The sequence below is a fragment of the Dysgonomonas massiliensis genome (genome assembly GCF_900240225.1).
Classification (GTDB): Bacteria; Bacteroidota; Bacteroidia; order Bacteroidales; family Dysgonomonadaceae; genus Dysgonomonas; species Dysgonomonas massiliensis.
The window spans coordinates 230,421-257,295 of sequence record NZ_OEPV01000006.1 but is presented as its reverse complement, the minus strand read 5'-3'; the positions used below and the strand labels follow the sequence as shown (position 1 = coordinate 257,295).

Genomic DNA, 26,875 nt, shown 5'->3' with positions numbered 1-26,875 from the left:
TGAGAGCCAAGGCATCCACCATGTGCCCTTATCTACTTTTTTTATTCTTTTCGTCACTTAACCCGAAAGTCAAGCAACTCGATTGCTCTACTTATACTTTATGTTATCATCATGTCAATGAACGCTTTCATTTGCTAAACCAGCCAGCGCTCTGGCGTTGCTGTCAGGGCTTTCCCGTTTAGCGGATGCAAAGATACGAACTTTTTATTCCCCTCCAAACTTTCATTGCACTTTTTTTGAAGAATATTCATACCAAACAAAACAAGCAACTAAAAAACAACACATTACAACAACAAAAAAATCAAACTTTTTTTTAGAGAAAACCGATATCACAAAGTCCAAAAACAAAAAGAGCCGATAAATCTCTTTATCGGCTCTTCATATCTTTAAGTAAAATTATTTCAATTGTACCTCTCCTTTTATAGTCAAAATATAGACTTCATCTGGAACATTAGTAAAAATAGTCAAGCGTTTTTCAAATGCTCCCACATTTCCCTTAGCCGAATAGTTAACTGTAATAGTTCCTTCTTTTCCTGGCAAAACTGGTTCTTTGGTATACGAAGGAGTCGTACATCCACATGTTGCCTGAACTCGTTGTATAATCAAAGGTGCATTTCCTGTATTTTTAAATTTGAAAGTACAAGTTACAACACCATCACTTTCTTTAATTTTACCAAAATCATGAACCCCCGATTCGAATTCAGCCTTAGGGGCTGCTTTTTTATCTTGAGCAACAGCTACACTTACTGAAAGAACAAGCCCCAACAATAAAAATGCAATTTTTTTCATATTCTCAATAGTTTTAATCTTCTAATTTTAAAGTTTAAATATAAATATTCAATTTAGAATAGTTTGCAAATTTACAGAATAAAAAACAACAATCTATAGTTTTACTGTAAAAAACACATATTTTATCAATTGTAAGCCCAGATTAACAGCTTTTTAGTGTTACTTTTCAGCAAAACATCCAACCGATCCAACATATTATTCGACACGACTAAACAGCCCTGGCTATATCCTAACGGGATATGAGATGGATATATTTCTTTATCCGGAACCCCTTCAAACGAGTGTAAAGTAACGGCACGACGATAGGCATTATCATTGGTTTCATCCAGCCCGTACAATCTATATTGATACAATGTACCATAAGAACAAACATCCCTATAAGCTGTTTGATAGCGCCCTAATGAAGAGCAGTAACTTCCCTCAACGTTACTAAAGATAATCTTAGAAGCAGTACTTCTATAACCTTTGCTGCCATAGCCGTGACAACAAAGAGACGAATCTACGATTGTATCTTTTTCAAAGCTCCATACAAAGAAGCGGTTCTTGCCCGAATGGATACTAAAATCCACTAGAAAGCAATAATCTTCGCGATAGCCTTTACCTTTTATATATGCTTCAGCCGAATCGGCATAAAGCTTAATACGGTTAAAGGCTAATTCTTTTTCTTTACGTAACAGTTCGTTTTTTCGTTCTTCTTTCAAGCGAAGAACCTCTGCTTGGACAGCTTTTTTCTTTTTATTATATGAATTCAAGCAAAAGTGCCCGCCTATCAATAATAGGACAACGCATCCCAAACCTACAATCCACTTATTCATATACTTCTTATTTCACTTCTACACTAATGCCGGCTGTATGCGAAACAAATTCGGGAGCATACAATGCCTGAATAGTAGTTATACCATTAGAATATATACCTTGGCGATTTGCATAAACATCATATTCGAATACATAAGTTCCTTTTGCTATATGATCGAAATAGAAATTAGTCGAAGCATCGCGAGTCTCCATATAATATGAAGCACCGCTACCCCATCTCATTTGCGATATCGTATTGATTGGTTCGAAGCAAGAACCACGCATATCTTTCAGATGTACAAAATCCATATCCCGATCTACGCGCACAACCAGACGAACAGTTACTTTATCATTTACCGCCAATGGACTATTTGCCGTGATAGGTTCTAAGCGTGTTTGTCCGCTTTCATTGATTACTTTTTTGTAAAGCTCTTTCTCTACATTTAACTCCGTTTTATTAGCAGTAATCTTATCGAGATCTTCGTAATATTGCCAGTAAAGGGCTCCGTAAGAAAGATTATCATTGTCTTTCTTGACATCAACTTTATCCATATCTTTCTTAATATCGCTCTTTTCCCACACCTGCTTAATATATCCGGTTCCTAAATCTGCTTTTTCCGAATCAACTTTTACTTTCCCTACTTTAATCTGAGGTTTAGCTGCCGAGATATCAAACATATCATTGGCCGCACTTAGCATCCTAGCTATCGCCATCATTGTACCCGGAGTAGATTGCCAAGCCTGAGTTTGTTTCTGCTTTACCATCCACTGAGTCAATTGTTTCATCTCTTCATCCGTAGATCCGGCTTCCTCTAGTGCATCCATTAAAAATACATGACTGATTACAGGTATACCAAATCCAAACGATCGGCTATTATTGTTTGGCCAATACATTCCTTGTTTCTTATCAACTATCGCTTTCTCGCGGACTGATTTCACAATCTGATCGGCTAAATCTTTATTTCCGTTCTGAATTAAGATATGCACCAACAATGATCTTTCATACAGTTCGAGAGTTATCCAATTTTCAGCAACTACATTCGTGTAGAATCTTTCAGCCTCGCGAGCTTCTTTTGTAATCGGAATATCACGATAATAAGTCCTGACAAATAAGTATTCAAGTTGAGAAACCGAGATACTCTTTTGTTTCTCCCATTCCTTATTATACTTTTTCAGATCTTTAAAGTCTTTCACGATCACATCATCCAAATATTTCAATGCTCGCATCTGAGCTTCTTTTATTTTAGAGCTGTATTCAACATGACCTACTTCTTGTAATTTAGCAAAACAGTATAGCATAAATTGTGTCACACTACGATTAGCCGACATACCTTTATACCAAGTCCAACCGCCCGACTCGTGTTGCAATTCCAGCAACTTACGAATAGCCTGATCGGCATTCTGATTTGCATTATTTAGATCGAAAAGTAAAGACAAGCGTTCCATTTGTTCTGTTTCATCCTTAGCATCCAATACCCAAGGAGTTTCAGACAACAGAACAGACTTCAAATCTTCGTTCTTCAACAGTTTCGAAGTCAATGTTTCTTTCGAATTGCCTTGCTGTTTCCAAACCTCTATCATTTTACCTACCTGAGGATATTGCTTCATGATAGACATTCCCAATCTGTTCACAAAATATGCGCCAATCCAATTAACTGCATTTTCGTTCGTAGGATTATTCAATACCGGTAGAGCCTGAACTGCATACCATGCAGGATTGGATGTATATTCCAATGTCAGACGATAATTATCCAATGTTTTCGATTTATTGTTTTTCATTTTTTCGAAAACGAATTCTTCCGATTCTGTCACATCAAACGGCATACTCTCGGTCACTAGCATCCGATTCGGCAATACAGACAATACATGCTGTTCACCATCGCTAAATAATTCACTGGATGCCACGATACGACAACCGATCAATTCAATATCAGCAGGGATATCGAATATCCAGTCCGCCGATGATGATGCATCTTTTTCAAGACTAAATACTTGCTCTTGATTTGCAACTTCTATATTCAACAGTTGATCTGTCAATGGATTGAAGAATTCGATTTTTACAGTTCCCGTCAATGCATTTTCCGACAGATTAGAAATCTTAGTCGAAATGCTCGTTTTATCTCCTTGACGGACAAAGCGAGGCAGATTTGGCGTTACCATCAATTCTTTACGCGTCACCACAACTTGTTCGGTCTGACCGACACGCATTTCTTTATCGTAAGCCAATGCACGGAAACGCCATTGTGTATTACTTTCAGGCACAGTAAAACTAACTTGCACTTCACCTTCTTCATTCGTTCTCAACTGAGGATAGAAAAACGCTGTTTCGTTGAAGTTTTTACGCAAATCATATTTTTCAGGACTACCTAAAATCCCCGTATTACCCCATCCTTTATCTATTTCTACACTACCAGAGGCTTTTGCGACCATAGGCATACCTACCTCTAGCTTATGCTCTTTCAATTCATCAATAGCAACTCCAAAGTTAGCATCCACTCCTTTCATATCTGCCATCGACACAGCAGCACTTTTCCGAAGAACAACATCATTTGTAGCACCAGGAGCACCATACGTCACATAGATTGGACAAAGCCCGAATAAATTCAGCTTATCAAAACTAAATTCTTTAGAGCTTCTAATTCTGCTTTGATACCACCAATAATAACGCTCACGAGTAGTATAAAAACCGTAATTTCCACTCAATATATATGATTGCCAATAGGAATCATTGTAATTACCTACTTGTGGAAGATTCACTCTCCACCCAGGTATTTGATAACTCAATTTATCCAACGACATATCATACATCGAAGCCAGCACTTCAGCTTGTGAAGCCTCATCTTTTTCATTCTTAACACTCAAAGTCCAAGTTTCTTCTTGTCCGGGACGTAGTTTATCTCGGAATACTTCGAGTTTCACCTTCAAGTCAGTAGCTTGTTTTTCCACTTCTTTTGTTAACTCAATATCAAGGTTCGAGAATTGCTGATCTTTCATATAAGTAAGGAGCAAGTGAACGCCATCTCCATACTCCGCCTTATATGGAATAGTAAACGTTTTATTCTCATTACTTAGTACCAATCGCTGTCTTTCAAACGTAATATCCTTAGAACGGATCTCGTATAATACATTTATATCCTTACCACTTACTCCAAGGATTATCTCGGCTGGATTCGATTCCGAAAAAGTTTTATTTTTCTCAACCAGCCATTCGTTAGTCTCGATTGGAGGTCGTTTATCCTGATACGAGAAGAGAAGAACATTTTTTTCGTCTTCTACAAGTTTGTCTTTATCGTCTTTGGCAGAAAGCTTTACTTTATATTTTCCTGATTCCAATTTTTGCAACACCGACAACAATTCCACTTGTTCGCCAACCGTGAACGAACCTTCCCCGACCTGAGCTGCAATCGAATCATTTTTGTCAAATGCATATATATTATATGTACCCGAAGTTTTGATATCAATACCATTTAGATTTACGGCATCAATTTTCAGTTTGACACTCTTGTCCGATTTTTCGATTTTACTTGGTATTGTCAAATTCACCAACATCGACACATCACCCACATTGAAAGAGAACACACCTCTTTGAGTCTCATTATTGGCATCCGACACTTCGGCCGTAATAGTAAATTGTTGTATATTATTACGAATAAGTCTATTTTCGGGTAGATCTCCGGCTTCAGGCGTAAAACGAATTTCGAATGATCCGTCATCCTTTGTCACTGCTTCGCCTTTCATCGAGAATGTTTCATCCCCTATATACCTCCAGAACGAAAAACGATTTCCTTTGATGGTATAATTAACCTTTGTGTTTTGCAGATTCACGCCTGAGAAATTACGTGCATAACCTTTTACGACTACTTCCTCGCCAAATGAATATGTTTTATCTATTTTATCGAATGTCACTTCGAATGTCGGACGTTTATATTCTGCTACATCAAACCACGTACTGTTAGAATATTTACCTGATTTTATATGAATCTCATAATTACCAAGTAGGCCACTCTGAGGCAGTACAAATTCGCCGGCGACAGAACCAAATTCATTTGTTGTAAGCACTTTGCTTGACACTTTATTTCCCGATGCATCATTTAATACTACTTCTACTTTCCGGCTTTCTATAGGTCGTCTCTCAGAATCTACAACAATACCTTTATAATATACAGTCTGTCCCGGACGATAAATTTGACGATCAATCAGCACACTCAGGTAATCCACCGCCTGAGTATTTTTATTTATCTCATCATTGTATCTGTATGAATAATTCGCTCTAACATCTTCTTCTTTGATCAAATCGTTTCCATACTTAACCGAATAATACAAACTGCCATATTTCGTGTTCAAATCAGTTAAACCCGTGAAAGCAGCCAAACCCAACGAATTCGTCATAACTGTTGCAACTGTTTGCTTAGCACTATTCGCATATTTGAAAATTCTCACACTCGCACCTTCTATCGGTTTCCCGGTCATACGATCTACTACATATATATCATATGCATCTTTTGCTGAATTTCGGGAGAATACACCCAAACGAGTGACATCGAAACTGATCATCACAGTTTCTTTGTTTATATCCTTTCCTTTCAGGATATAGCTTCCTACAGGCAATACACCCAGATTTAATTCTGATTTTTCTGACAAATATGTTTTCTTGCTTACTTCTTTTATCGGATAGCTCTTTATTCGATTTTCGGCAGTTACAGCATTCTTATATAATTTCAAGCTATAGGGCTGGCCCAAAGATTGAAGATTCATATGAGTAAGCGCTATTTTCACTTCTTCATCAGCATAGAAAGAACTTTTCGCGGAAAGACCGAACTGAGGTATTTCCAATACATCCTTAATTTGCTTAATATTATCTATAAGCGGATAAGACGGCCAGTCTTTTATTCCTCTTTCGCACCATGCATATGCTTTTTCAATATGCTCTTGCTTTTCATCACTGTTGTAATCATTATTACTGACATATCCGCGAGCAATATATTCTGCCAAAGCGCCGCACATCGGTGATGGATTATATTTATCAATTAATTTCTCTGCAAATGCAACTGCTTTATTGAAATAAAGTGAGCCTGAGTTATTTTGCAAAAATTCGATTTTATCAATCTCCGCCAAAATTATCGTTCCGGTCAAATTCCTCTCGAGAAGGCTCTTGAAATATTCTTGATAATATGACAACACCGCATCTCCTTTATCTATCTTCAGATTTACAAAGTCGGATGCAGGTACAATCAACTGATCGAGCGACAAACCAGACTTTCCCGCCAAAGGTGCTACTTCCGATCTTTCTTTAGGCATATTCTTGACCAGAAGAATCGCACGCTTCATCAAGAAATCATATAATGTAGGATAAAATTCGGGCGAATCTTTTCCTGCTTCAATCAATACTTTGAAGTCGGCAGTCTTACCTTTCATCAGTACGTCTTTTTCAGCAACCGACAATTCCAGATGCTGCTTTACCTCTGCTGCAAATATACTTACTGTCCATTCCTTTATATCCTGAGGCTTGACTCCCTCAAGATTCGTTTTATTCTGTATGCTCCATCTATTATAATCGAAGTAATCTTCATACAATTCAGCCAAGAGTGAGTGCAGTATAGCTTTTTCGCTCGAATCCTTTGTCTGAGATATCAAACCAGAGATATCATATAATACCTCTTCTCGCACACTTCTATCAATCGATTGTTTGAAACGGCTTCGCATCAACAAAGCCTTTATCACTTGCTGCGTATTCTTCTCAGCTGTAGCCTTTTTCAACACCTCATCTATTATAGTCAAAGCTGACTTTGGCAGATCTTTTTTCTCAAACTGCTCTACTTGCTTCCATTCGGCTGCATATTCATTATATACTGGTTTGTTTTGTGCGTTCATCCCGATTTGTGTTATAAGGATTATACTCAGTAGCAATAATATTCGTTTCATATATGCCGTTTTTAGTTGTTACGTATAATATAGACGTAAAAGTTACTCGAAATACACAGAAACCCATCAAATATTAATTGACTTTAACACATTACACTTTCAAACAAATATTCGCCTTAAGACAATATTAGCGCTCTAAATGAGTTATATTTGTGACTTATATATGATTCGCAGATACAACATATACTTCATAGCGTTTTGTGCTTTGATCAGCATAATCCTAGCTTCGTGCAAACCGGTCACTCTTGCCGAGGGCGACCGCAAATTCGCCAAGGGCGAATATTTCGAAGCGGCAGACATCTACAAAAAAGTTTACCGTAAGACTTCTCCTAAAAAGAGAGATCTGCGCGGTGAGATCGCATTCAAAATGGGCGAAAGCTATCGCCTCATTAATATGCCTATTCAGGCAAACTCGGCATACGCCAACGCTGAGAGGTATCAGAATCCCGAAAGCACATTAGCTCTGCAGTACGCGCGTTCACTGCATAAAGTTGGAAATTACCAGAAAGCAGCAGAGCAGTACAAAATATTTCTGGAGAAGTATCCTGACAACCAATTTGCCTTGAATGCACTGAAAGGTATTGAGTTGGCTCCCGTTTGGAAAAACAATCCGACAGCTTACAATGTCAGAAAAATGGATCTGTTCCTTTCGACCAGAGGTGGTGAGTTTGCGCCGATGCTTCTTCCACCTGATTATAATCAAGTCTATTTCACATCGAATAGAAAAGAGTCGAAAGGAGAGAAAAACAGCCTAATTACCGGTGTCAAAAACAACGACATATACATGTCGCGCAAAGATGAGCGAGGCAACTGGATGAAACCCGAAGTTATAGAATCACCAATCAATACGGATTTCGACGAAGGAGTAACTTCATTCAACGCCGATGGTTCAAAAATGTATTACACATTTGCACCTCAAGATTCAACGAGCAACTCATATACCTCAATCTATGTTTCGTCACGTGCAGCCGGTGCATGGGGAGAAGGGCGAATAGTCCCTTTGAGCAAAGATTCGATGGCTGTTTATGCACATCCATCAATAACTCCTTCTGGCGATTTCCTATATTTTGTATCAGATCTTCCTAAAGGTTACGGAGGAAAAGATATCTGGAGAGCTGCTTTGGTTGATGGTGCAGTCAGCTACATCGAAAATTTAGGTCCGGAAATCAATACAGCCGGAGACGAAATGTTCCCTTATATGCGTAGCGATAATACAATGTATTTTTCTTCGGACGGACACCCGGGCATGGGCGGATTGGATATTTTTATTGCAAAATTCGACTCAAAAACGGGAAAATGGACTGTAGAGAATATGCAATCACCAATTAACTCGCAAGGAGACGATTTCGGAATTACATTTGAAGGCGAAAAAGAGCGAGGTTTTCTCAGTTCCAACCGCAATGAAGGCAGAGGCTACGATCGTATCTATTCTTTCGAATATCCAACTTCTCAATTATCGGTCGAAGGCTATATTGTCGATCCCGATGATGAGTTTATCGACAACGCTACCATTCGCATAGTAGGCAACAACGGAACCAATACTCGAACGAAAGGCAAGGCAAACGGAACATATACTACGGAAGTAGCACAAGGAGTCAATTACGTATTCTTGGCAAGCAAAGAAGGCTACCTGAATTCTCGCATGGCTTTGAATACTGATCCAGCAGTCAAAGACTCGACCTATTATGTCGATTTTGTTCTTGTACCAATCAACAAGCCCGTAGTTCTTGAAAATATATTCTTCGATTTCGATCAGGCAACATTACGCCCCGAATCTAAAGAAGCTTTGGACGGACTGATAGAATTATTGAATATCAACCCGAACGTGACAATAGAACTTTCGGCTCATACCGACCGCAAGGGGACGGATGAGTATAACGACAAGCTATCGCAACGCCGCGCCGATGCCGTGGTTAAATATCTTGTTGATCGAAAAATAGCAGCAGATCGTCTCACTTCGAAAGGATATGGCAAACGTCAGCCTAAAAATGTAACAAGATCGATAATCAAGCGTCACGATTTTCTGAAAGAAGGAGAAATTCTAAATGAAGAGTTCATCGAGACACTTACTCCTGAGCAACAAGAGGCAGCCGACGAAGTGAATCGCCGTATTGAATTTAAAGTATTAAGTATAACCTACAATCTCGAATAAATATGAAACGATTGGTTATATACATCATTTTAGTATTATGTTCTATTTCTTTCCTTTCGGCACAAGAGTTGAACATAAAATTGAATATAAATACCCAGAAAATATCGACAGCAGGTACAGATATTTTCAAGGAGATGGAAACATCCATCAGTCAACTTCTGAATGATTACAAATGGACGAATGCTACATTCAATCGCAATGAGCGCATCGATTGCTCCATTACGATACTGATTAACGAAATGTTGAACAACAATTCATTCAAAGGCGAAATCTCTATAACCTCGCGCCGTCCGGTATACAACTCAAGTTATATGACTACTTTGTTTAATTTTCGCGACACAAATTTCTCGTTCGATTATATGCAAGATCAGAATATGAATTTTAGTGACAATAGTGTAAGTGATAATCTTACCGCAGTATTGGCATTTTATACCTATATAGTTATAGGCCTCGATTTCGACTCTTTTGCTCCAAACGGAGGTAAACCTTTTTTTGCTCAAGCTATGAATATAGCCAATGCCTCGCAAATGTTCAGTACAAGTGGCTGGGAAGCATTTCAATACAAAAACAACCGCTACGACATAGCAACAGCTTTGACCGACGAGTCGCTGCAAGAATTTCACACTATCTGGTACAACTATCATCGAATAGCACTCGATCAGATGTCTGCGAACCCGCAACGATCTCGCATACGTGTTGTCGAACTCGTCAACGAACTGAAAAAACTACAGAATATACGATCGGCATCTACACTATTCAGCATTTTCGGAGAAGCAAAACTAGACGAAATAGTTCGCATCTGCTCGGAATGTACAGCCGAAGAGAAACGCGAAGTCTATAATACTCTGCAATCAATGTTTCCTACCAAAAGTGACATTCTAAAGAACCTCAGATAGATATCTAGAGACGGCTTGTTTAGCACAGATCAAGCATTCAGCTTTAGTTAGCTTTTTTATTATTTTTTAAGTCCTCAAATTTTCCTTTTCCCCCAAAAGCCGTATCTTGCCAATACCATTTGTATCGTTGATATAAAGACACCAACGTATTTACATTAAACTATAAAATATATTATGGCTTGGTTCTATTTAATTCTGGCGGGACTATCCGAGATAGTCTGGGCCTATGGCCTCAAAATGGCCCATGGCTTCACGGTATTTGACTGGAGTGTCGTTACCATCGTATTCATTTTCATCAGCTTTTACCTCTTTGCAAAAGCTATGCAAACTATTCCTATCGGAACGGCTTATGCGGTATTTACCGGAATAGGTGCAGCAGGTACTGCACTAATTGGGATCTTCTTCTTAGAAGAGAGTGCCGACACGATGAAGGTTGTTTCTCTGATACTGCTCATCAGTGGAATAGTCGGATTGAAACTAATTGACAAACCGGGTAAAGAGGAGGCTAAATCATGATCAGTTGGATATTTTTGCTAGTCGGAGGATTATGCGAAGTCGGTTTTGTTGCTATGATGAAACTATCGCACGGCTTTAAGGTGGTAAAATACTCATTATTGACCATTCTTTTCATGTTTCTCAGTTTTTACAGCTTATCACATGCACTGAAAGACATTCAGATCGGTGTAGGTTATGCCGTTTGGGCAGGAATTGGAGCCGTAGGAAGTGTTTTGATAGGAATGATATTCTTCAAAGAGTCAAAAGACCCGCTTAAACTATTATTTATTTCACTAATTATTATTGGAATTGTAGGTTTGAAACTATCTACATAAAAACGTACAAAAAGGTCAAAATCAGACATTTTGTAAAATAAGTCCGAGAAACATTTACTTCGGACTTATTTTTTTGTATATTGCGTAACTATAAATAACGTATTTTCACAAATTACGCTTTAACCTTAAACATTACTATGACTGAACAGCCCTCTTTCAAGACCAAAATTGTGCTTATATTCCTTTGCCCATATCAGTAATTTGCCTTACATTTGCAGGGTAATAAGATTCATCAATTGTAAATATTATTTATCTATATTAACATAGAGTTACCTATTCGATAAATCATCAAAATTATCTAATCATAACAACAAAAACATTTATTATTTTATGAGTTGGTTACTTAAATCCTCAATTGGGAAAAAACTGATAATGAGTGTATCAGGAATCGCCCTCGTATTGTTTTTATTGTTTCACGCATCGATGAACGTAGTGGCAATCATTTCGGCTGATGCATACAACACAATTTGTGCCTTCTTAGGTTCGAACTGGTATGCTGTAGCTGGGACATTTGCACTAGTGGCTCTTATCGGAATCCACTTCATCTACTCGATTGTGATAACAATTCAAAACCGCAAAGCTCGTGGAAACGACCGCTATGCAGTAAATGCACGCCCTAAAAACGTAGAATGGGCTTCTCAAAACATGCTTGTTTTGGGTATCATTGTGATTGGCTTTATGGTATTACACTTCAGCCAATTCTGGTACAACATGATGTTTGCTGAGCTAATGGGACATCACGCAGTTGAAGTTGGCGGACAATCTATCGGCACAACTGATGGTACCGGATTTATCCGTTACTACTTCAGTCACATCTGGGTAGTTGTAGCATACCTTGTATGGTACATCGCTCTTTGGTTCCACTTATCACATGGTTTCTGGAGCGCATTGCAAACAATAGGATGGAATGGCAAAGTTTGGTTCAACCGTTGGAAAGTTATCGGACAAGTTGTTGCAACAGTTATCTGCCTGATGTTTGCTATCGTTACAATCTATTTCTACGCACAATCTTGCCTTTCGCCAATAGCTTAAGACCAGAATGTTTAATTATTAAAGACTAAAAGAAAAATAGATATGACTACTATCCTAGATCCGAAAAAAGACGCAAAGATTCCTGAAGGAGCTTTGGCTGAAAAATGGACAAATTATAAAAATCACCAGAAGTTGGTGAACCCAGCTAACAAACGCCGCCTAGACATTATCGTTGTAGGTACAGGACTAGCAGGTGCTTCGGCAGCAGCTTCGCTTGGCGAAATGGGATTCAACGTATTGAACTTCTGTATATCTGACTCACCTCGTCGTGCGCACTCTATTGCAGCACAAGGTGGTATCAATGCTGCAAAGAACTATCAAAACGATGGTGACTCGGTTTACCGTCTATTCTACGATACAATTAAAGGTGGTGACTATCGTGCTCGTGAGGCTAACGTTTATCGTTTGGCTGAAGTATCGAACAGCATCATCGACCAATGTGTGGCGCAAGGTGTTCCTTTCGCTCGCGAATACGGAGGTATGCTTGACAACCGTTCATTCGGTGGAGCGCAGGTATCTCGTACATTCTACGCAAAAGGTCAGACAGGACAACAACTTCTTCTAGGTGCTTATTCTGCACTTAGCCGCCAAGTAAACAAAGGCTCTGTAAAACTATATACTCGCTACGAAATGGTTGAACTAGTTCTTATCAAAGATGAGGACGGAGTTGAACGCGCTCGTGGTATTATTGCTCGTAACCTTGTTACAGGTGAATTGGAAAGATTCTCTGCTCATGCAGTAGTTATCGGTACTGGTGGATATGGAAACGCATTCTTCCTATCGACAAATGCTATGGCATCGAACGGATCGGCAGCAATTCAAGCATACAAAAAAGGTGCTTATTTTGCTAACCCTTGTTTCGCACAGATTCACCCTACATGTATTCCTGTACACGGAGAATTCCAATCGAAATTGACTTTGATGTCAGAGTCACTCCGTAACGATGGACGCATCTGGGTTCCTAAAAAGAAAGAAGATGCTGAAGCTATCCGCGCAGGAAAACTAAAACCAACTGCAATCAAAGAAGAAGATCGTGACTACTACTTGGAAAGACGTTACCCTGCATTCGGTAACCTTGTACCTCGTGACGTAGCATCACGTGCAGCTAAAGAGCGTTGCGATGCCGGATTCGGTGTTAACAATACAGGTTTGGCTGTTTACCTAGACTTCTCTGACGCTATCAAACGTCTTGGACGCGATGTAGTAGAGGCTAAGTATGGTAACTTATTCCAGATGTATGAAAAAATCGTTGACGATAATCCATACGAAACTCCGATGATGATTTATCCAGCTATCCACTACACAATGGGTGGTATTTGGGTTGACTACGAATTGATGACTTCAATTAAAGGTCTATTCTCTATCGGTGAGGCAAACTTCTCTGATCACGGTGCTAACCGTCTGGGAGCATCTGCATTGATGCAAGGTTTGGCTGATGGATATTTCGTTCTTCCTTATACAATCCAAAACTATTTGGCTGATCAGATCTCTGTTCCTCGTTTCAGCACAGACCGTCCTGAATTCCAGGCTGCTGAAAATGAAATCAAAGAAAAGATTGCTAAACTAATGGCTATCAAAGGAAATCACTCGGTAGACTCAATTCACAAGAAACTTGGTCTTGTTATGTGGGATTTCGTAGGTATGGGCCGTACAAAAGAATCGTTGACTACAGCTATCGAAAAATTGAAAGAAGTGAAAAAAGACTTCTGGACAAACCTTCGTATACCTGGAGAAGCTAATGATTTGAACGTGGAACTAGAAAAAGCTATTCGCTTGGCAGACTTCATCGAAATAGGTCTATTGATGGCTTACGACGGATTGAACCGTAACGAGTCTTGTGGTGGACACTTCCGTGAAGAATACCAAACTCCTGAAGGCGAAGCAATGCGTGACGACGAAAACTTCTCGTATGTAGCTTGCTGGAAATATCTAGGCGAAGACGCAGCTCCTGAGCTTGTGAAAGAGCCGCTAGACTACGAATTTGTTGTTAGACAACAACGTAACTACAAATCATAACTTGTAATTCAGAAGAAACAATGGATAAGACAATTAATATAACCCTAAAAGTTTGGCGTCAAAAAGGTCCTAAAGTAAAAGGTGCTTTTGAAAGTTTTGCGCTAGACGGCATTTCTGTTGATAGCTCTTTCTTGGAAATGCTTGATATATTGAATGAAAAATTGATCAACGAAGGTAAAGAACCCGTAGTTTTCGATCATGACTGTCGCGAAGGTATCTGCGGTATGTGTAGCTTGTACGTAAACGGACATCCACACGGACCAGACGATTCGATCACAACTTGCCAGTTGCACATGCGTCGTTTCAAAGACGGCGAAACAATCACTATCGAGCCTTGGCGTTCGGCTGGATTCCCAGTTATCCGCGACTTGATGGTAGATCGTACTGCATTCGACAAAATCATGCAAGCAGGTGGTTACACTAGCGTAAATACTGGTGGTGTGCCTGATGCTAATGCAATCCTTATACCAAAAGAAGATGCTGACGAAGCAATGGATGCAGCTTCATGTATTGGTTGCGGTGCTTGTGTTGCAGCTTGTAAAAATGGTTCGGCTATGCTATTCGTTTCAGCTAAAGTTAGCCAATTGGCACTTCTTCCTCAAGGACGTGTTGAAGCAGCTAAACGTGCAAAAGCAATGGTTTCGAAAATGGACGAACTAGGATTCGGTAACTGTACGAACACCATGGCTTGTGAGGCTGAGTGCCCTAAGAACGTATCGATCAGCAATATCGCTCGTTTGAACAGAGAGTTCTTGAAAGCTAAATTCAACGACTAAGATATAATCTACTTATTAAAAAAAGCCTAGCTAATGCTAGGCTTTTTTAGTTTATCATCTTTATTTCAAATCTCCTCTATAGTAAAATATAGAATTACTTCTCGTTGATAATGAATGATTCTCTGTACTATCATTTGAAGATTTTATTAATGTCGAGCTATTTGCTTTTTCTATTGTTTTCACATATTGAGACCTTCCCTCATACAAAAAAACTATATCATAATCTGATTTATAAATTATTTCTTTTTCAATATTATCGGTTTCTCGATTACGTATACTCGTATACTTTCTCTCTCGGTTTGATATACAAACATCCGAAGAATAAGCTGCAAAAGTTCTTATATCGTCCAGTCTAAGTGAGGCTAATTTATATATTGGTGCTTGTATATTTTTATCCCCTAAACTATATGTATAATTGGTAGTATCATTTCCTTGCATAATTGAAGTAATACCCATACTTTTCGTTTTTACAATCTGCATAACAATATTATCACCTTCATAATATTGTTCTAAAGTTTCCAGGAAATCTACTTCACGGACACCTTTTATAGTACGCTCTACTTTCATTAATTTAGAGCCATCCCAAATAAAATTATCAATTACCGGCTCTGAGTTATAAGGATGTTTTCTGTCAATTTTCCTCGTGACTTTACCTTCATTATTCAAAATCAACTCGATATCTACGTCTCTGTTCGTATTCATTACTTCATCAGATGATGGAGCAATTTTAATCGAACCTGTAATAAATATTTTCTTATTACCATATGAATAATTATAATGATAGCTAGAAGTACCTAACTCGCCTTCAAATTTAAGGCTAGCGTTTATCAATCTATTATTATTATCATATACATATTCAGCTTTACCTTGCCCCAAAGGCTCTTCCATAACATTTTCAATCTTCATTATTCTTTCTGAATCTCCCAAATAAAGGAGTGTAGGGTCTATTTTTTCGGAACAAGAGTTAAACCAGATCAATACAAGCAAACTAATAATAAAGCTTCTCTTCATTTTATATACTTTTAGAAATATCATTTAACCACAAACATAAAGATTTCATATCAATATAAATAAATTTCTTTAACTTTATCTATATTGTTTTAAACGAATGAATAATCTGATAAAATAGTGACACTCATAAAACAACAAAAAATCTGTGCACAAGTGTTACTTTTTAACAAAGTACCCCTCTTATCCCCTAAAGGGGAAGATTCGGTAAAAAGCCCCTTTAGGGGTTTGGGGTAAAATAAGCATAGTAGCGAATATTTGTAGTAAAGTGTTACTTTTGGGACATATACCATTACTTTAAAATAACTAAGCATTAATAAGATATAAGAATGAAAAAGCTTCTATACCTATTTATTATTATTTCTACAACTTTGACATGTATATCATGTTCGAAGCTTGCCAACACTTCAATGAAGAAGGATTGTTCTATTCATGCAGATACGATCCCATTAATTGAACTAGAGAGGCGATATGAAACAAGTAAGAATATAGTTGATTTAAGAAATTACTTACATAGAATAGATATTACTCTAGCCAAAGACAGCAATAAATTAACTTTCAACAATATAGATCTAGCAAAGATCAAATTATCATTATTAAACTTCAACGATAGTGATAGTACAAATATATCACTATCGGATTCTCTGAATCAAAAGATATTATGCTTTTATAAAAAAATGATAACTAGTTATCCTAATTCCCCTCATACATATATTGAATTAGGACAGATGTATTTTTCGCCTCAGTCTAATAATATAGATTCTGCAAATTATTATTTTGAAAAAGCTTTATCTCTATGTGATTCTATCCTGATAGAAAAGCCATACAACGAAGATATATATATATTAAAAATACATACAATGTTAATTCAAGATCGGGAGACTGAAGTTAAAGCTATTATAAAAAGAGATGAAAAGCTTATGGAAGACAATCCTAAGATATCAAGATATTTGCAACAAATATCTAATGAGTTAGGAATTTAAAAATATGAGTATTATATCAATTAATACGATCCTTATCTCAAAAAGAGGTTCTAATGAAATAAACACCTCTGAGATACAATAAAAATCTGTACACAAGTGTTACTTTTTTAGACATAAAAAACTTACAAACAAATGATTAATAAAGACACAAAGCTGTGCATGTCATTGGCAGCCCGTCCCAGTAATTTTGGCACATTCTTCCATAATTATCTATACAAAAAGCTCAAACTAAATTATATATACAAAGCTTTCACGACGAACAATTTGCGAGATGCTATATACGGAGTCAAAGCTTTAGGTATAAGAGGTTGTGCTATATCAATGCCTTACAAAGAAGAATGTATTCAATATATGGATGAATTGGACATATCGGCAAGTGCCATTCAATCAGTCAATACGATTGTGAATAACGATGGTTATCTGAAGGCCTATAACACCGATTTCATAGCTGTTGAAAACTTGCTGAAAGAATCTAGCATTCCAACCGACATACTCTTTGTATTGTACGGAACTGGCGGCATGGCAAAAGCTGTTTTAGGCGCATTATATGAAAGCAGATTTAAGAACGGATATGTTATGGGACGGAACATAGATAAAGCCGAAACGCTAGCTTCAATTTATGGATATAATCATTGTAGCAATAGAGATACAGTTCCAGAAGCCAAACTGCTGATAAACGTGACACCTATTGGTATGGCCGGAGGAGTAGAGTCGGAAGATTTAGCTTTTGACAAAGATGCTATTGAGAGGGCCGATACAATTTTCGATGTAGTAGCACTGCCCGTAGAGACACCTCTTATTAAAGAGGCTATACGCCAGAACAAGAAGATTATTTCGGGAGCTGATGTTGCCGTTATTCAGGCATTGGAGCAGTTTGTTCTTTATACAGGTGTACGACCTTCTGTTGAACTGGTAAAAGAAGCTTCTGATTTTGCTCGGCAGAAAATCAAAGCAATCGGGTAAAAAATAAGCCTAACTCATTTCTGAATTAGGCTTATCTATATATTACAAGCTAATGATTGCTACTGTACTTTTTTGAATGAGATAATATGACGACGAACATAGAATGATGTTGCTGTTAGATTATATGCATTATAAATATACTTGAAGCTTTTGCCATCGTCAGCCATATCAATAGCCATAGAGTCCATAACTTTCTTTGTTTTGCCATCTACATCGGTATCACGATAGTAATGCATCACATCGTCTGTGATTGTAAAAACTCCGGTTTTAGGTTCTCCACCATCGGAAACAGTTTCTTTGAATTTATATGGTTGTTGCTCTGTATTATAGCTATAGATAAGTCCGATATTGGCTTTTTCTTTTTCAAGTTCAGCCTTATCATCGTCAGTCACAGTCCATGTTGTATTATTCGCATTTTTACTTTGAACCTGAACATTAACTATTTCCCATGAACCATTTAATAATTTCGGATCGACTCGACCTTGTTTCTCATTGTTCTTCAATACATCATTTGGAATGAGAAATTCATCCGGAGCATTCTTTTTATTGCGTAGATAAAAAACTAATTGTCTGAAATATGCATCATCTTTAGCTTTCTTTTTGAAAGAGATATGATAAACTAACATTTTCTCATTCAGTTTAAATACTTGTATACGACTTATTGAATCTTTTACTAGCTCCGTATCTGGATCTAGAAATGAGTACTTCAAAATTATGCTGTCTTGTTTCGGATAAAGTGAGTATTCGCCTTCATATATGGTTTCCTCTCCATAAGTATTACGTTCCATATATCGCGAGCCATCATAAAACTCTTTTGTAAAACCATCCATGCTGTACATACGAAAAGTCACATCCGGACCTCCATTTGCAATGGCTTTGATACGATGCGTCATATAAGCTATTTCCCATTCACCTTTTTCGAGATTTTCGGGTGTTAATGGAACTTCTCCTCCTTCGCCACCACCATCACCTCCCGATCCTTTATCATCGTTGTTTACACAGGAAACAGATAAAAGTAGCGAGGACAGCAAAATTAGTATCGAATATAACTTTAGATTTTTCATATATAGTTGTGTATAAAGTACAAAATAATAGCACAAAGATAGAATTTTAAAGTGGAAATTCTTCTTACGAAGTATATTTTTCAGAGATGTAACTAGTTAACAAACGAAAATTAACAATACATATTGTATAGTGTATAAATAAAATGGATATGGATAGCAACAACTGTATATTTCTTATTAAAGGTTAATTATTATGTTCTATATTTCAAAGGAAAGCTTTTATTATCAATGTTTGGTTATCCAATATTGCTAATATACGAATATCTAACAAAAGTTAATTATCAAAAGCCGATTAATCCTTTTCATAAAAAAGCACTCTAATCAATTAAATTAGTAAACGAAGTATTCACAAACTAATACTTATAGTTATGAAAAAGATATTATCAATAATTGCATTGACTGCAGCATTACTCTTAACTACAAATAATGCAAATGCTCAAAATATAAGCTTCAGTATAAATATTGGAAGTCAACCAGCTTGGGGACCAACTGGATATGATTATGTAGATTATTATTATTTCCCTGATTTCAATGGCTATTATGACATCAACAACGGGATGTTTATATATTTCGACAGTGGACGTTGGATTACAGCTAGATATTTACCTGCTATCTACAGACACTTCGATCTATACAATGTTTATAAAGTAGCTTTGAATATCCATAAGCCTTGGTTACATAATAAACGTCATATGAATTATTATGCTAAATATAGAAACTATCGTGGTCGCCAAGCTGTAATTCGTGACAGTAGAGATAATCGTTACCACAAAAGCAGAACGAACTATCGTCCTTGGTCTCCAGAGAGACATGACAAGTATGATTATCGTCCGCACAATCACAAACCAAATAACAATTCAGGCAGACCAAGTGTAGGCAGTAATAGACCGAACAATAAGCCTAATAATAGTTTCGATAGACCGAACTCAAATAACAATAGGCCTAATAACAGACCAAATATAAATAACAACAATCGGCCTCAAAATAGCAAACCGGATACAAACCGACCTAGTTATGGCAGGGATAACAATAAAAATAATAAGAATAATAGCAGACCAAAAAGTGAGAATACTAAAGTAACTACTAGACCAAGTAATTCTTCACGTCCAAGCTATAATTCAAACAACAATAGAAACAAGAATAATAATAGGTCAACAAATCAATCGTCAAGAAATCGTAATGGTAATAGTGATTCTAAGCGATCAACATATTATCAGACTAGATATTAACAAGTGGTAATTAATTAGTCTTGGCACAAACAGGTTTTAAGGGAAATACCTCAACAGCATAAAAACTGTTGAGGTATTATTTTTTCACAATAAGATTTTAGGATATCCTATTTCTTAGATTTATTGTTTTCTGATGGATTTCCGACTAATGTCATTTCATCGAATAAATACCCTGCACCACCAATTTTATCAGTAACAAATAGAACATAACGAATGTCTACTCCAATATTACGACACATCACTGGATCATATTCAATATCACTCATTGTACTTGTCCATGTGCGATCGAAGTTTACTCCAATCAATTCTCCTTTGCCATTCAATATGGGACTTCCGCTATTTCCTCCGCTTGTCTGGTTGTTTGAAATAAAACAAACTGGTACAGTTCCATCAACACCCCATCTCCCATATTCCTTAGTCGCATAAATATCTCTCAGTTTCTGAGGAATATTAAATTCATAAGAGTTAGGGTTATCCTTAGCAATAATTCCTTCTAACGTTGTAGTCGGGAAATACCACACTCCATCTTCCGGAGAATATCCACTAACTGTACCATACGAAACACGTAATGTATGATTAGCATCGGGGAAGAAGATACGTCCTGATTTTACATCTGCTTCGTATTCTAACTGCCCTTGCATGTACAGTTTTTGATATACCTCAATATTAGCTTTATATTTTTGAAGATCACCTTTTATAGAAGTATTATACATATCCATTACTATTCTATATAATTCTACTGCAGGATCTTTTTTCAAATCCAACTTAGTATCCACTGCAGCCGTCAACTTCTCGGATGATATAAGAGATGACGTTCCGTATAGCATATCTACATACCCATCTACTCCACCGTACATACTAATCTTCTCAGATAGATATAGCGGAACATCGGCTGAGGGTACATCTTTTATATATTCAGTAATAAGTTTCACTGCTATTCTCTTGTCTACATCAGGGTAATAATCTTTATAGAATGCCTTTAGTTTCTCTGGCAAGACCTCTGTCGGATTATCAATCCAATTACCTGCAAGTTTCACAGCCTGATATAATTCTATCCCTCCTATAGCCTCATTAATATAATCCGCTACGAAATCGTAATCTCTCACCAATTTATATTGTTCTCTCATATCCGATATAAGAGTCTTGTATTGCGGTTTATCCTGAGCCCATTTTTCAAACTCTCTTTCGTAAGCTTGTTTTTTTGAAATAGTTTTTAATCTTTCAAGTCCTAGATTTTCTCCTTGCCATTTTTTCCAAGAATTTGCAACTCCTGCCTCTTTCGAAGCATAAGCAATTCTTATAGCAGGATCTGATTTTCTAGCCTTTTGCATTTCCTCTATACGCATAGTACGTAATTTAATCTTTGCCGGATTCGAATAGTTAAGAATATAATCTACTGCATCCGATAGCAGATATTGTTGAGTTCGTGCCGGATAACCATAGGTCAAAGCAAAATCTCCTTCTTTGATTCCAGCAGTAGAAATCTTAAAGTACTTCTTCGATTTGTAAGGAACATTATCTTTCGAGTATGGTGCAGGTTTGTTATCTTTTCCTGCATAAACTCTAAAGAACATAAAGTCTCCCGTATGACGAGGCCACATCCAATTATCTGTTTCTCCACCTAGTTTACCAATAGAAGAACCGGGAGCACCTACAAGACGAACATCCTCGAAGACTTCGTATACATAGATATAATATTGATTGCCATAATACAGGGGTTTGATTTCTGCCGTATAATGTGTTCCAGCAATAGCCTCCTTAATGACCTTAGCCATATTCGTCTTTTTCGATTGATCCTTAGCTACATCATCTGCGTTACCCACTCCAGCCATCACAGCATCTGTAACATCATCCATTCTTACGAGAAATTTAACTGTTAGTCCTGGATTAGGAAGTTCTTCACCTCTGTTCATTGCCCAAAAGCCATTCTGCAAGTAATCATGTTCAACCGAGCTATGTTTCTGCAACTGCGAAAATCCACAATGATGATTAGTCAGAAGTAGTCCGTCTGGTGACACAAGTTCTCCGGTACAACCTCCGCCGAACAACATGACAGCATCTTTGTACGAAGTTTTATCGATACTATAAATATCGTCAGCAGTCAATTCGAAGCCTTTAGATGACATATCTGCTATACGATCTTCGATAGCAGATGGTACCCACATACCTCCTTGTGCATAAGATTGCCCAAAGCATAATAAGCTAAGAACGATAATAAACAAATGTTTCTTCATTGTCATTAGTTTAATGTTTTCTATAATTATTTCTTATCTATCAAATTCTTACAATTTCATAGTCAAAGCGACTCTTTTACGAGTCATATCTACTGATAGGACTTTAACCTCGACATGTTGATGAAGTGATACAACTTCATTCGGATCTGATACAAATTTATCAGCAAGTTCCGAAATGTGTACTAGTCCGTTTTCTTTTATTCCAACATCAACGAAGCAGCCGAAATTTGTAATATTGGTCACTATTCCGGGCAATACCATTCCTTCGCGTAAATCGTCGATTGTACGAATATTCTGATCGAATTGAAAAACCTTGATGGCTTTTCTTGGGTCTCTACCGGGCTTATCAAGCTCTTCCATTATATCATTAAGAGTTGGTAAACCGATTGTATCTGTCACATACTTATTCAAATCTAAAGACTTCTTCAATTCTTTATTTTCAATAAGTTCTTTGACGGAACACTTCAAATCTTTAGCCATTTGCTCAACAACGTGATAACTTTCGGGGTGAACGGCTGAATTATCCAAAGGATTATCAGCATTATCAATACGTAAGAAACCTGCACTCTGTTCGAATGCTTTCTCTCCCATTCTTGGTACTTTCAGTAAGGCTTTACGCGACTCGAAAGGCCCATTATCTGCACGGTATTTCACAATATTCTGAGCTAAAGTTGCACCCAATCCCGAAACATATGTCAATAGATGCTGACTTGCAGTATTTACATTAACTCCGACCTGATTCACGCAACTTTCTACAACGAAGTCGAGCGATTTCTTCAATTTCGATTGGTCAACATCATGTTGATACTGCCCTACTCCTATCGATTTCGGATCAATCTTTACTAGCTCAGCCAATGGATCCATCAATCGACGGCCGATAGATACAGCTCCTCGAACTGTGACATCGTATTGAGGAAACTCTTCACGAGCAATTTTCGATGCAGAATAAATAGAAGCTCCATTCTCGCTGACAACAAATACCTTTACTTCTTTCTCATAACGAATATTAGTGATGAACTTTTCAGTCTCACGGCTTGCTGTGCCATTGCCTATTGCTATAGCATCTATATTATACGTAGTTACCAATTTCGAAACTTTCGAAGCAGCCTTAGTATACTCATTCTGAGGTGGATGAGGATAGATAGTCTCGTTGTGTAGCAAATTCCCTTGTGCATCCAGACAAACCAACTTACAACCAGTACGATATCCCGGGTCGACACCTAACACTCTATATTGACCTAAAGGAGGAGCTAATAATAACTGACGTAAGTTTTCGGCAAAAACATGTATTGCCTGTTCATCAGCCTTTTCTTTAGATAATGCCGCAAACTCCGTCTCTATTGAAGGTTTCAATAATCGTTTATAGGCGTCTTTCACTGCATCATAAACATAATCTGATGCTTCGTTATCTGCTTTCACAAATTGTTTTTCGAGGCGTTCTAATGCTAAATCCTCTTCAGGAGCAATATTCACTCTCAGAAAACCTTCCGACTCACCACGTCGTATAGCTAATAAACGGTGCGATGAACAACGGCTAAGACGTTCAGAAAAATCGAAATAATCACGATATTTATCGCCTTCTTCCTCTTTACCTTTAACCACTTTAGCCGTAATAACCGCTTCGCGTTGGAAAAGATTACGCATCGAATTACGAGCATATTCATTCTCGTTTACCCATTCCGCAATTATATCGCAAGCTCCGGAAATAGCTTCTTTTACATCCTTCACCTCATCTTTTACAAAAGCAGAAGCTTTGGCCTCAACATCAATATTCTGTTGAGCCATAATTTGCTTAGCCAAACCTTCAAGGCCTTTCTTGCGTGCAATTTCTGCACGAGTCTGCCTCTTAGGCTTATAAGGCAGATATATATCTTCTATTTCGGATGAATTCCACGAATCTTCGATTCGTTTTTTCAACTCATCAGTTAATTTACCTTGCTCATCAATAGTCGCAAGAATTGTCTCTTTACGCTTGATCAATTCTTTAAGCTTATCATACTGATCTTTGATGCCTGCTATCTGAACTTCATCCAGATTACCCGTAACTTCTTTGCGATATCGACTGATGAAAGGAATCGTAGCACCGCCGTCCAACAATTCCAGAGTTTTGGCAACCTGCGTTTCTCTAATATCGAGCGACGAGGCTATCAATTTATTTATAATATCCATAGGTTTTATTCAGAACATGATCTGATATTAATTTTTATTCAAAATGACATTGTAGTCATCTGAAGTAGACCCTACTTCGAATAAAAGAAGATCGAAGAAAGGTGCTATTGTAATAAAGTGATTCATTACTTCGGCCATAATTCCTTCATATTGTGCCCAAACTGTTGTATTAGTAAATGTATATATCTCGATAGGAAGTCCTTCTGTTGTAGGAGCTAACTGCCTTACCAAAAGAGTCATTCCTTGACTGATACGAGGATGATTGCGCAAATAATGTATTCCATATTGCATAAACAAGTCATTATTAGTCAACAACAGCTTATTAGCATGTAAAGAATCAGCTAATTGCTTAACTTTATCAGTACTCTCTTTCTCTTTTTGTTTGATAAACTCACCTAAACCTGGTAATCCTTTGAATTTCTCTAATTCCTCTTCAGTCAGGAAACGAATAGACGATTGTTTAATAAAAATTGGCCTTTTTATGCGACGTCCTCCCGATTCCTGCATTCCACGCCAATTCTGATATGAATCCGAAATCATGGCATAAGTAGGAATTGTGGTAATCGTTTTATCAAAGTTTCTGATTTTAACTGTAGTCAGATTTATTTCTTCTACATCTCCGTCAGCACCATATTTGTTCATTGTAATCCAGTCTCCGATGCGAAGCATATCGTTTGAGGATAACTGAATGCTACTTACAAACCCCATAATTGTATCCTTAAACATCAACATCAAAACTGCCGAAGCCGCCCCCATTGCAGCAAAGAACGCTGCCGGTGATTTACCTGTGAAGATACAATATATCACAACAGCTCCGAGTATATAAAATATAATCTGGATAACTTGCATATAGCTTTTCATCGGTTTATTATGGAAAGCAGGACGTTCTTGCAACATATCTCCCAACGAATATAATATTGCCATTATAGTCCAAATTACCATAAACACCATATAGATATCTGTCAGCGTTACCGCTGGTGAGATCAGGCTTGGGAAACTATAAAATACTACGGGTATAGCTCCACGAACAAAAGAATAAGGTATTACTAATGCCAAGAAGTGCGGCAATCTATTTTTGACAGCATAGTCAAACAGATTAATCTTTGTAATTTTAGCTGCACGCTTTAGTACGAAGTTTAAAAGTGAGCTTACCCCTTTCTGCAAAGCATATACAACTATGATCACAAAAAGAAGGAGCAATATCATTTTAGTATATACAACTAATTGCTCAGGAATACCTAGTCCATGCAGGAAATCCCATAGCCATTCATTAATCGTTGCAATTAGACTATCTTTATCATACGTAATCTTTTTCTCCATCTGTCAATTATTCTTTAATTCGTATTAAGTTTCTATTTTTATCGTAGTAAATATCCAGTGTATCATTCACATTATATACGCGCTGACCTCCTATATACCATGATTTCGAGACAACATATATCTTCGCCAGATATGCATCTTTTTCTTCTATCTTCTCATCATCTTTCAATTCGACAAAGGATACAGGCACAACTTGTTCCAAGATTGTTTTCATCCCATTTTCTTCATCAGATTCTCGGACATGTATTCTATAAGAATCCCCCATGTCTGCTAGTTTTCTACTATCACAGGACATAAAAGTCAAGAAACAGACTAAACTGAATAAGATAAGTTTATATTTTTTCATCACTTCTAGATATTTTAATTATCAAATTTAAGTATAAAATATCGATTATGAAAAAAACCATATCAAACAATAGTATACGAAATAAGTAAAAGTAATATTCGAAATCGCGATACCATAGCAACTTACCTCACAGAAGACACAAAACTCAATCACATATAATAAAAACACACTTCTACGACTACACCTTATAATCTACTGTTACCTAATATCCTATCCAATCTGGTTTTGCCAAAGGATTTCAAGATAGATCTTTAAAACTCTAATTATTCGCATTTTTAATCAGAAAACAGTTCTTCCCTATTGTTTTTTTATTATTTTTACACATATATTAACACCCAAGAGAAGGAAATA

General features: G+C 37.2%; 19 protein-coding genes. 10 read left to right on the top strand and 9 right to left on the bottom strand.

Features of this window, described 5'->3' with window-relative positions:
- Nucleotides 1-396 precede the first annotated feature (396 nt).
- The 3 genes from C1A06_RS08070 to C1A06_RS08060 all read right to left on the bottom strand — a co-directional run bounded on the left by C1A06_RS08070 (nt 397) and on the right by C1A06_RS08060 (nt 7,506).
- A complete protein-coding gene (locus C1A06_RS08070) occupies nt 397-789 on the bottom strand; it encodes a DUF1573 domain-containing protein (protein WP_101689734.1) in 393 nt (130 codons plus the stop codon).
- 125 nt (nt 790-914) lie between these two features.
- A complete protein-coding gene (locus C1A06_RS08065; RefSeq protein WP_101689733.1) occupies nt 915-1,604 on the bottom strand; it encodes a murein L,D-transpeptidase catalytic domain-containing protein in 690 nt (229 codons plus the stop codon).
- A gap of 7 nt (nt 1,605-1,611) precedes the next feature.
- Nucleotides 1,612-7,506 (bottom strand): alpha-2-macroglobulin family protein, encoded by a 5,895-nt coding sequence (locus tag C1A06_RS08060; protein WP_245872027.1) that lies wholly within the window; start codon nt 7,504-7,506, stop codon nt 1,612-1,614.
- A gap of 163 nt (nt 7,507-7,669) precedes the next feature.
- Between C1A06_RS08060 and porE the strand changes: the two genes are divergently transcribed.
- The 7 genes from porE to C1A06_RS08025 all read left to right on the top strand — a co-directional run bounded on the left by porE (nt 7,670) and on the right by C1A06_RS08025 (nt 15,208).
- Entirely contained in the window at nt 7,670-9,658 is a 1,989-nt protein-coding gene (gene porE, locus C1A06_RS08055; protein ID WP_101689731.1) for a PorE family type IX secretion system protein, read from the top strand.
- A gap of 2 nt (nt 9,659-9,660) precedes the next feature.
- Nucleotides 9,661-10,554, top strand: coding sequence for a type IX secretion system protein PorD (porD, locus tag C1A06_RS08050; protein ID WP_101689730.1), 894 nt, complete (start codon nt 9,661-9,663; stop codon nt 10,552-10,554).
- A gap of 174 nt (nt 10,555-10,728) precedes the next feature.
- Entirely contained in the window at nt 10,729-11,070 is a 342-nt protein-coding gene (locus tag C1A06_RS08045) for a DMT family transporter (protein WP_101689729.1), read from the top strand.
- Nucleotides 11,067-11,384, top strand: a complete 318-nt coding sequence (locus C1A06_RS08040; protein ID WP_281253938.1) for a DMT family transporter — start codon at nt 11,067-11,069, stop codon at nt 11,382-11,384. The genes C1A06_RS08045 and C1A06_RS08040 overlap by 4 nt, the downstream gene beginning before the upstream one ends.
- A gap of 330 nt (nt 11,385-11,714) precedes the next feature.
- Nucleotides 11,715-12,416, top strand: coding sequence for a succinate dehydrogenase cytochrome b subunit (locus C1A06_RS08035; RefSeq protein WP_101689728.1), 702 nt, complete (start codon nt 11,715-11,717; stop codon nt 12,414-12,416).
- Between the two features lie 42 nt (nt 12,417-12,458).
- Nucleotides 12,459-14,432, top strand: a complete 1,974-nt coding sequence (locus C1A06_RS08030; RefSeq protein ID WP_101689727.1) for a fumarate reductase/succinate dehydrogenase flavoprotein subunit — start codon at nt 12,459-12,461, stop codon at nt 14,430-14,432.
- Nucleotides 14,433-14,452: 20 nt separating this feature from the next.
- Nucleotides 14,453-15,208, top strand: a complete 756-nt coding sequence (locus C1A06_RS08025; RefSeq protein WP_101689726.1) for a succinate dehydrogenase/fumarate reductase iron-sulfur subunit — start codon at nt 14,453-14,455, stop codon at nt 15,206-15,208.
- Between the two features lie 60 nt (nt 15,209-15,268).
- Here the strand turns inward: C1A06_RS08025 and C1A06_RS08020 are convergent, their stop codons facing one another.
- The gene (locus tag C1A06_RS08020; protein WP_145996366.1) at nt 15,269-16,219 is read right to left on the bottom strand and encodes a hypothetical protein; all 951 of its coding nucleotides are present in this window, start codon (nt 16,217-16,219) and stop codon (nt 15,269-15,271) included.
- Between the two features lie 407 nt (nt 16,220-16,626).
- Between C1A06_RS08020 and C1A06_RS08015 the strand changes: the two genes are divergently transcribed.
- Together C1A06_RS08015 and C1A06_RS08010 are read left to right on the top strand one after the other, a co-directional pair.
- Entirely contained in the window at nt 16,627-17,199 is a 573-nt protein-coding gene (locus C1A06_RS08015; protein WP_145996365.1) for a tetratricopeptide repeat protein, read from the top strand.
- A 132-nt stretch (nt 17,200-17,331) separates the two neighbouring features.
- Entirely contained in the window at nt 17,332-18,162 is an 831-nt protein-coding gene (locus tag C1A06_RS08010; protein ID WP_101689723.1) for a shikimate 5-dehydrogenase, read from the top strand.
- A gap of 59 nt (nt 18,163-18,221) precedes the next feature.
- Here C1A06_RS08010 and C1A06_RS08005 read toward each other — a convergent pair whose 3' ends face one another.
- Complete coding sequence (locus tag C1A06_RS08005) at nt 18,222-19,226, bottom strand: hypothetical protein (RefSeq protein ID WP_101689722.1); 1,005 nt, start codon at nt 19,224-19,226, stop codon at nt 18,222-18,224.
- A gap of 368 nt (nt 19,227-19,594) precedes the next feature.
- Between C1A06_RS08005 and C1A06_RS08000 the strand changes: the two genes are divergently transcribed.
- A complete protein-coding gene (locus C1A06_RS08000; protein ID WP_101689721.1) occupies nt 19,595-20,455 on the top strand; it encodes a hypothetical protein in 861 nt (286 codons plus the stop codon).
- A gap of 107 nt (nt 20,456-20,562) precedes the next feature.
- On the opposite strand, the gene C1A06_RS07995 is transcribed toward C1A06_RS08000, so the two are convergent.
- From C1A06_RS07995 to C1A06_RS07980, 4 genes are read right to left on the bottom strand one after another with little or no spacing between them, the layout of a single operon-like run.
- Nucleotides 20,563-22,689 (bottom strand): S46 family peptidase, encoded by a 2,127-nt coding sequence (locus C1A06_RS07995; protein ID WP_101689750.1) that lies wholly within the window; start codon nt 22,687-22,689, stop codon nt 20,563-20,565.
- 48 nt (nt 22,690-22,737) lie between these two features.
- Nucleotides 22,738-24,858, bottom strand: a complete 2,121-nt coding sequence (locus C1A06_RS07990) for a Tex family protein (protein WP_101689720.1) — start codon at nt 24,856-24,858, stop codon at nt 22,738-22,740.
- 27 nt (nt 24,859-24,885) lie between these two features.
- Entirely contained in the window at nt 24,886-26,178 is a 1,293-nt protein-coding gene (locus C1A06_RS07985; protein WP_101689719.1) for a mechanosensitive ion channel family protein, read from the bottom strand.
- 7 nt (nt 26,179-26,185) lie between these two features.
- Nucleotides 26,186-26,524: a hypothetical protein gene (locus tag C1A06_RS07980; protein ID WP_145996364.1), complete on the bottom strand. Its 339-nt coding sequence runs from the start codon at nt 26,522-26,524 to the stop codon at nt 26,186-26,188.
- Nucleotides 26,525-26,875 lie beyond the last annotated feature (351 nt).

Excerpts from the sequence above, each read along its gene's own strand:
- C1A06_RS08070 (WP_101689734.1), bottom strand. The coding sequence starts at position 789 with ATGAAAAAAATTGCATTTTTATTGTTGGGGCTTGTTCTTTCAGTAAGT.
- C1A06_RS08065 (WP_101689733.1), bottom strand. The coding sequence starts at position 1,604 with ATGAATAAGTGGATTGTAGGTTTGGGATGCGTTGTCCTATTATTGATA.
- C1A06_RS08060 (WP_245872027.1), bottom strand. The coding sequence starts at position 7,506 with ATGAAACGAATATTATTGCTACTGAGTATAATCCTTATAACACAAATC.
- porE (WP_101689731.1), top strand. The coding sequence starts at position 7,670 with ATGATTCGCAGATACAACATATACTTCATAGCGTTTTGTGCTTTGATC.
- porD (WP_101689730.1), top strand. The coding sequence starts at position 9,661 with ATGAAACGATTGGTTATATACATCATTTTAGTATTATGTTCTATTTCT.
- C1A06_RS08045 (WP_101689729.1), top strand. The coding sequence starts at position 10,729 with ATGGCTTGGTTCTATTTAATTCTGGCGGGACTATCCGAGATAGTCTGG.
- C1A06_RS08040 (WP_281253938.1), top strand. The coding sequence starts at position 11,067 with ATGATCAGTTGGATATTTTTGCTAGTCGGAGGATTATGCGAAGTCGGT.
- C1A06_RS08035 (WP_101689728.1), top strand. The coding sequence starts at position 11,715 with ATGAGTTGGTTACTTAAATCCTCAATTGGGAAAAAACTGATAATGAGT.
- C1A06_RS08030 (WP_101689727.1), top strand. The coding sequence starts at position 12,459 with ATGACTACTATCCTAGATCCGAAAAAAGACGCAAAGATTCCTGAAGGA.
- C1A06_RS08025 (WP_101689726.1), top strand. The coding sequence starts at position 14,453 with ATGGATAAGACAATTAATATAACCCTAAAAGTTTGGCGTCAAAAAGGT.
- C1A06_RS08020 (WP_145996366.1), bottom strand. The coding sequence starts at position 16,219 with ATGAAGAGAAGCTTTATTATTAGTTTGCTTGTATTGATCTGGTTTAAC.
- C1A06_RS08015 (WP_145996365.1), top strand. The coding sequence starts at position 16,627 with ATGAAGAAGGATTGTTCTATTCATGCAGATACGATCCCATTAATTGAA.
- C1A06_RS08010 (WP_101689723.1), top strand. The coding sequence starts at position 17,332 with ATGATTAATAAAGACACAAAGCTGTGCATGTCATTGGCAGCCCGTCCC.
- C1A06_RS08005 (WP_101689722.1), bottom strand. The coding sequence starts at position 19,226 with ATGAAAAATCTAAAGTTATATTCGATACTAATTTTGCTGTCCTCGCTA.
- C1A06_RS08000 (WP_101689721.1), top strand. The coding sequence starts at position 19,595 with ATGAAAAAGATATTATCAATAATTGCATTGACTGCAGCATTACTCTTA.
- C1A06_RS07995 (WP_101689750.1), bottom strand. The coding sequence starts at position 22,689 with ATGAAGAAACATTTGTTTATTATCGTTCTTAGCTTATTATGCTTTGGG.
- C1A06_RS07990 (WP_101689720.1), bottom strand. The coding sequence starts at position 24,858 with ATGGATATTATAAATAAATTGATAGCCTCGTCGCTCGATATTAGAGAA.
- C1A06_RS07985 (WP_101689719.1), bottom strand. The coding sequence starts at position 26,178 with ATGGAGAAAAAGATTACGTATGATAAAGATAGTCTAATTGCAACGATT.
- C1A06_RS07980 (WP_145996364.1), bottom strand. The coding sequence starts at position 26,524 with ATGAAAAAATATAAACTTATCTTATTCAGTTTAGTCTGTTTCTTGACT.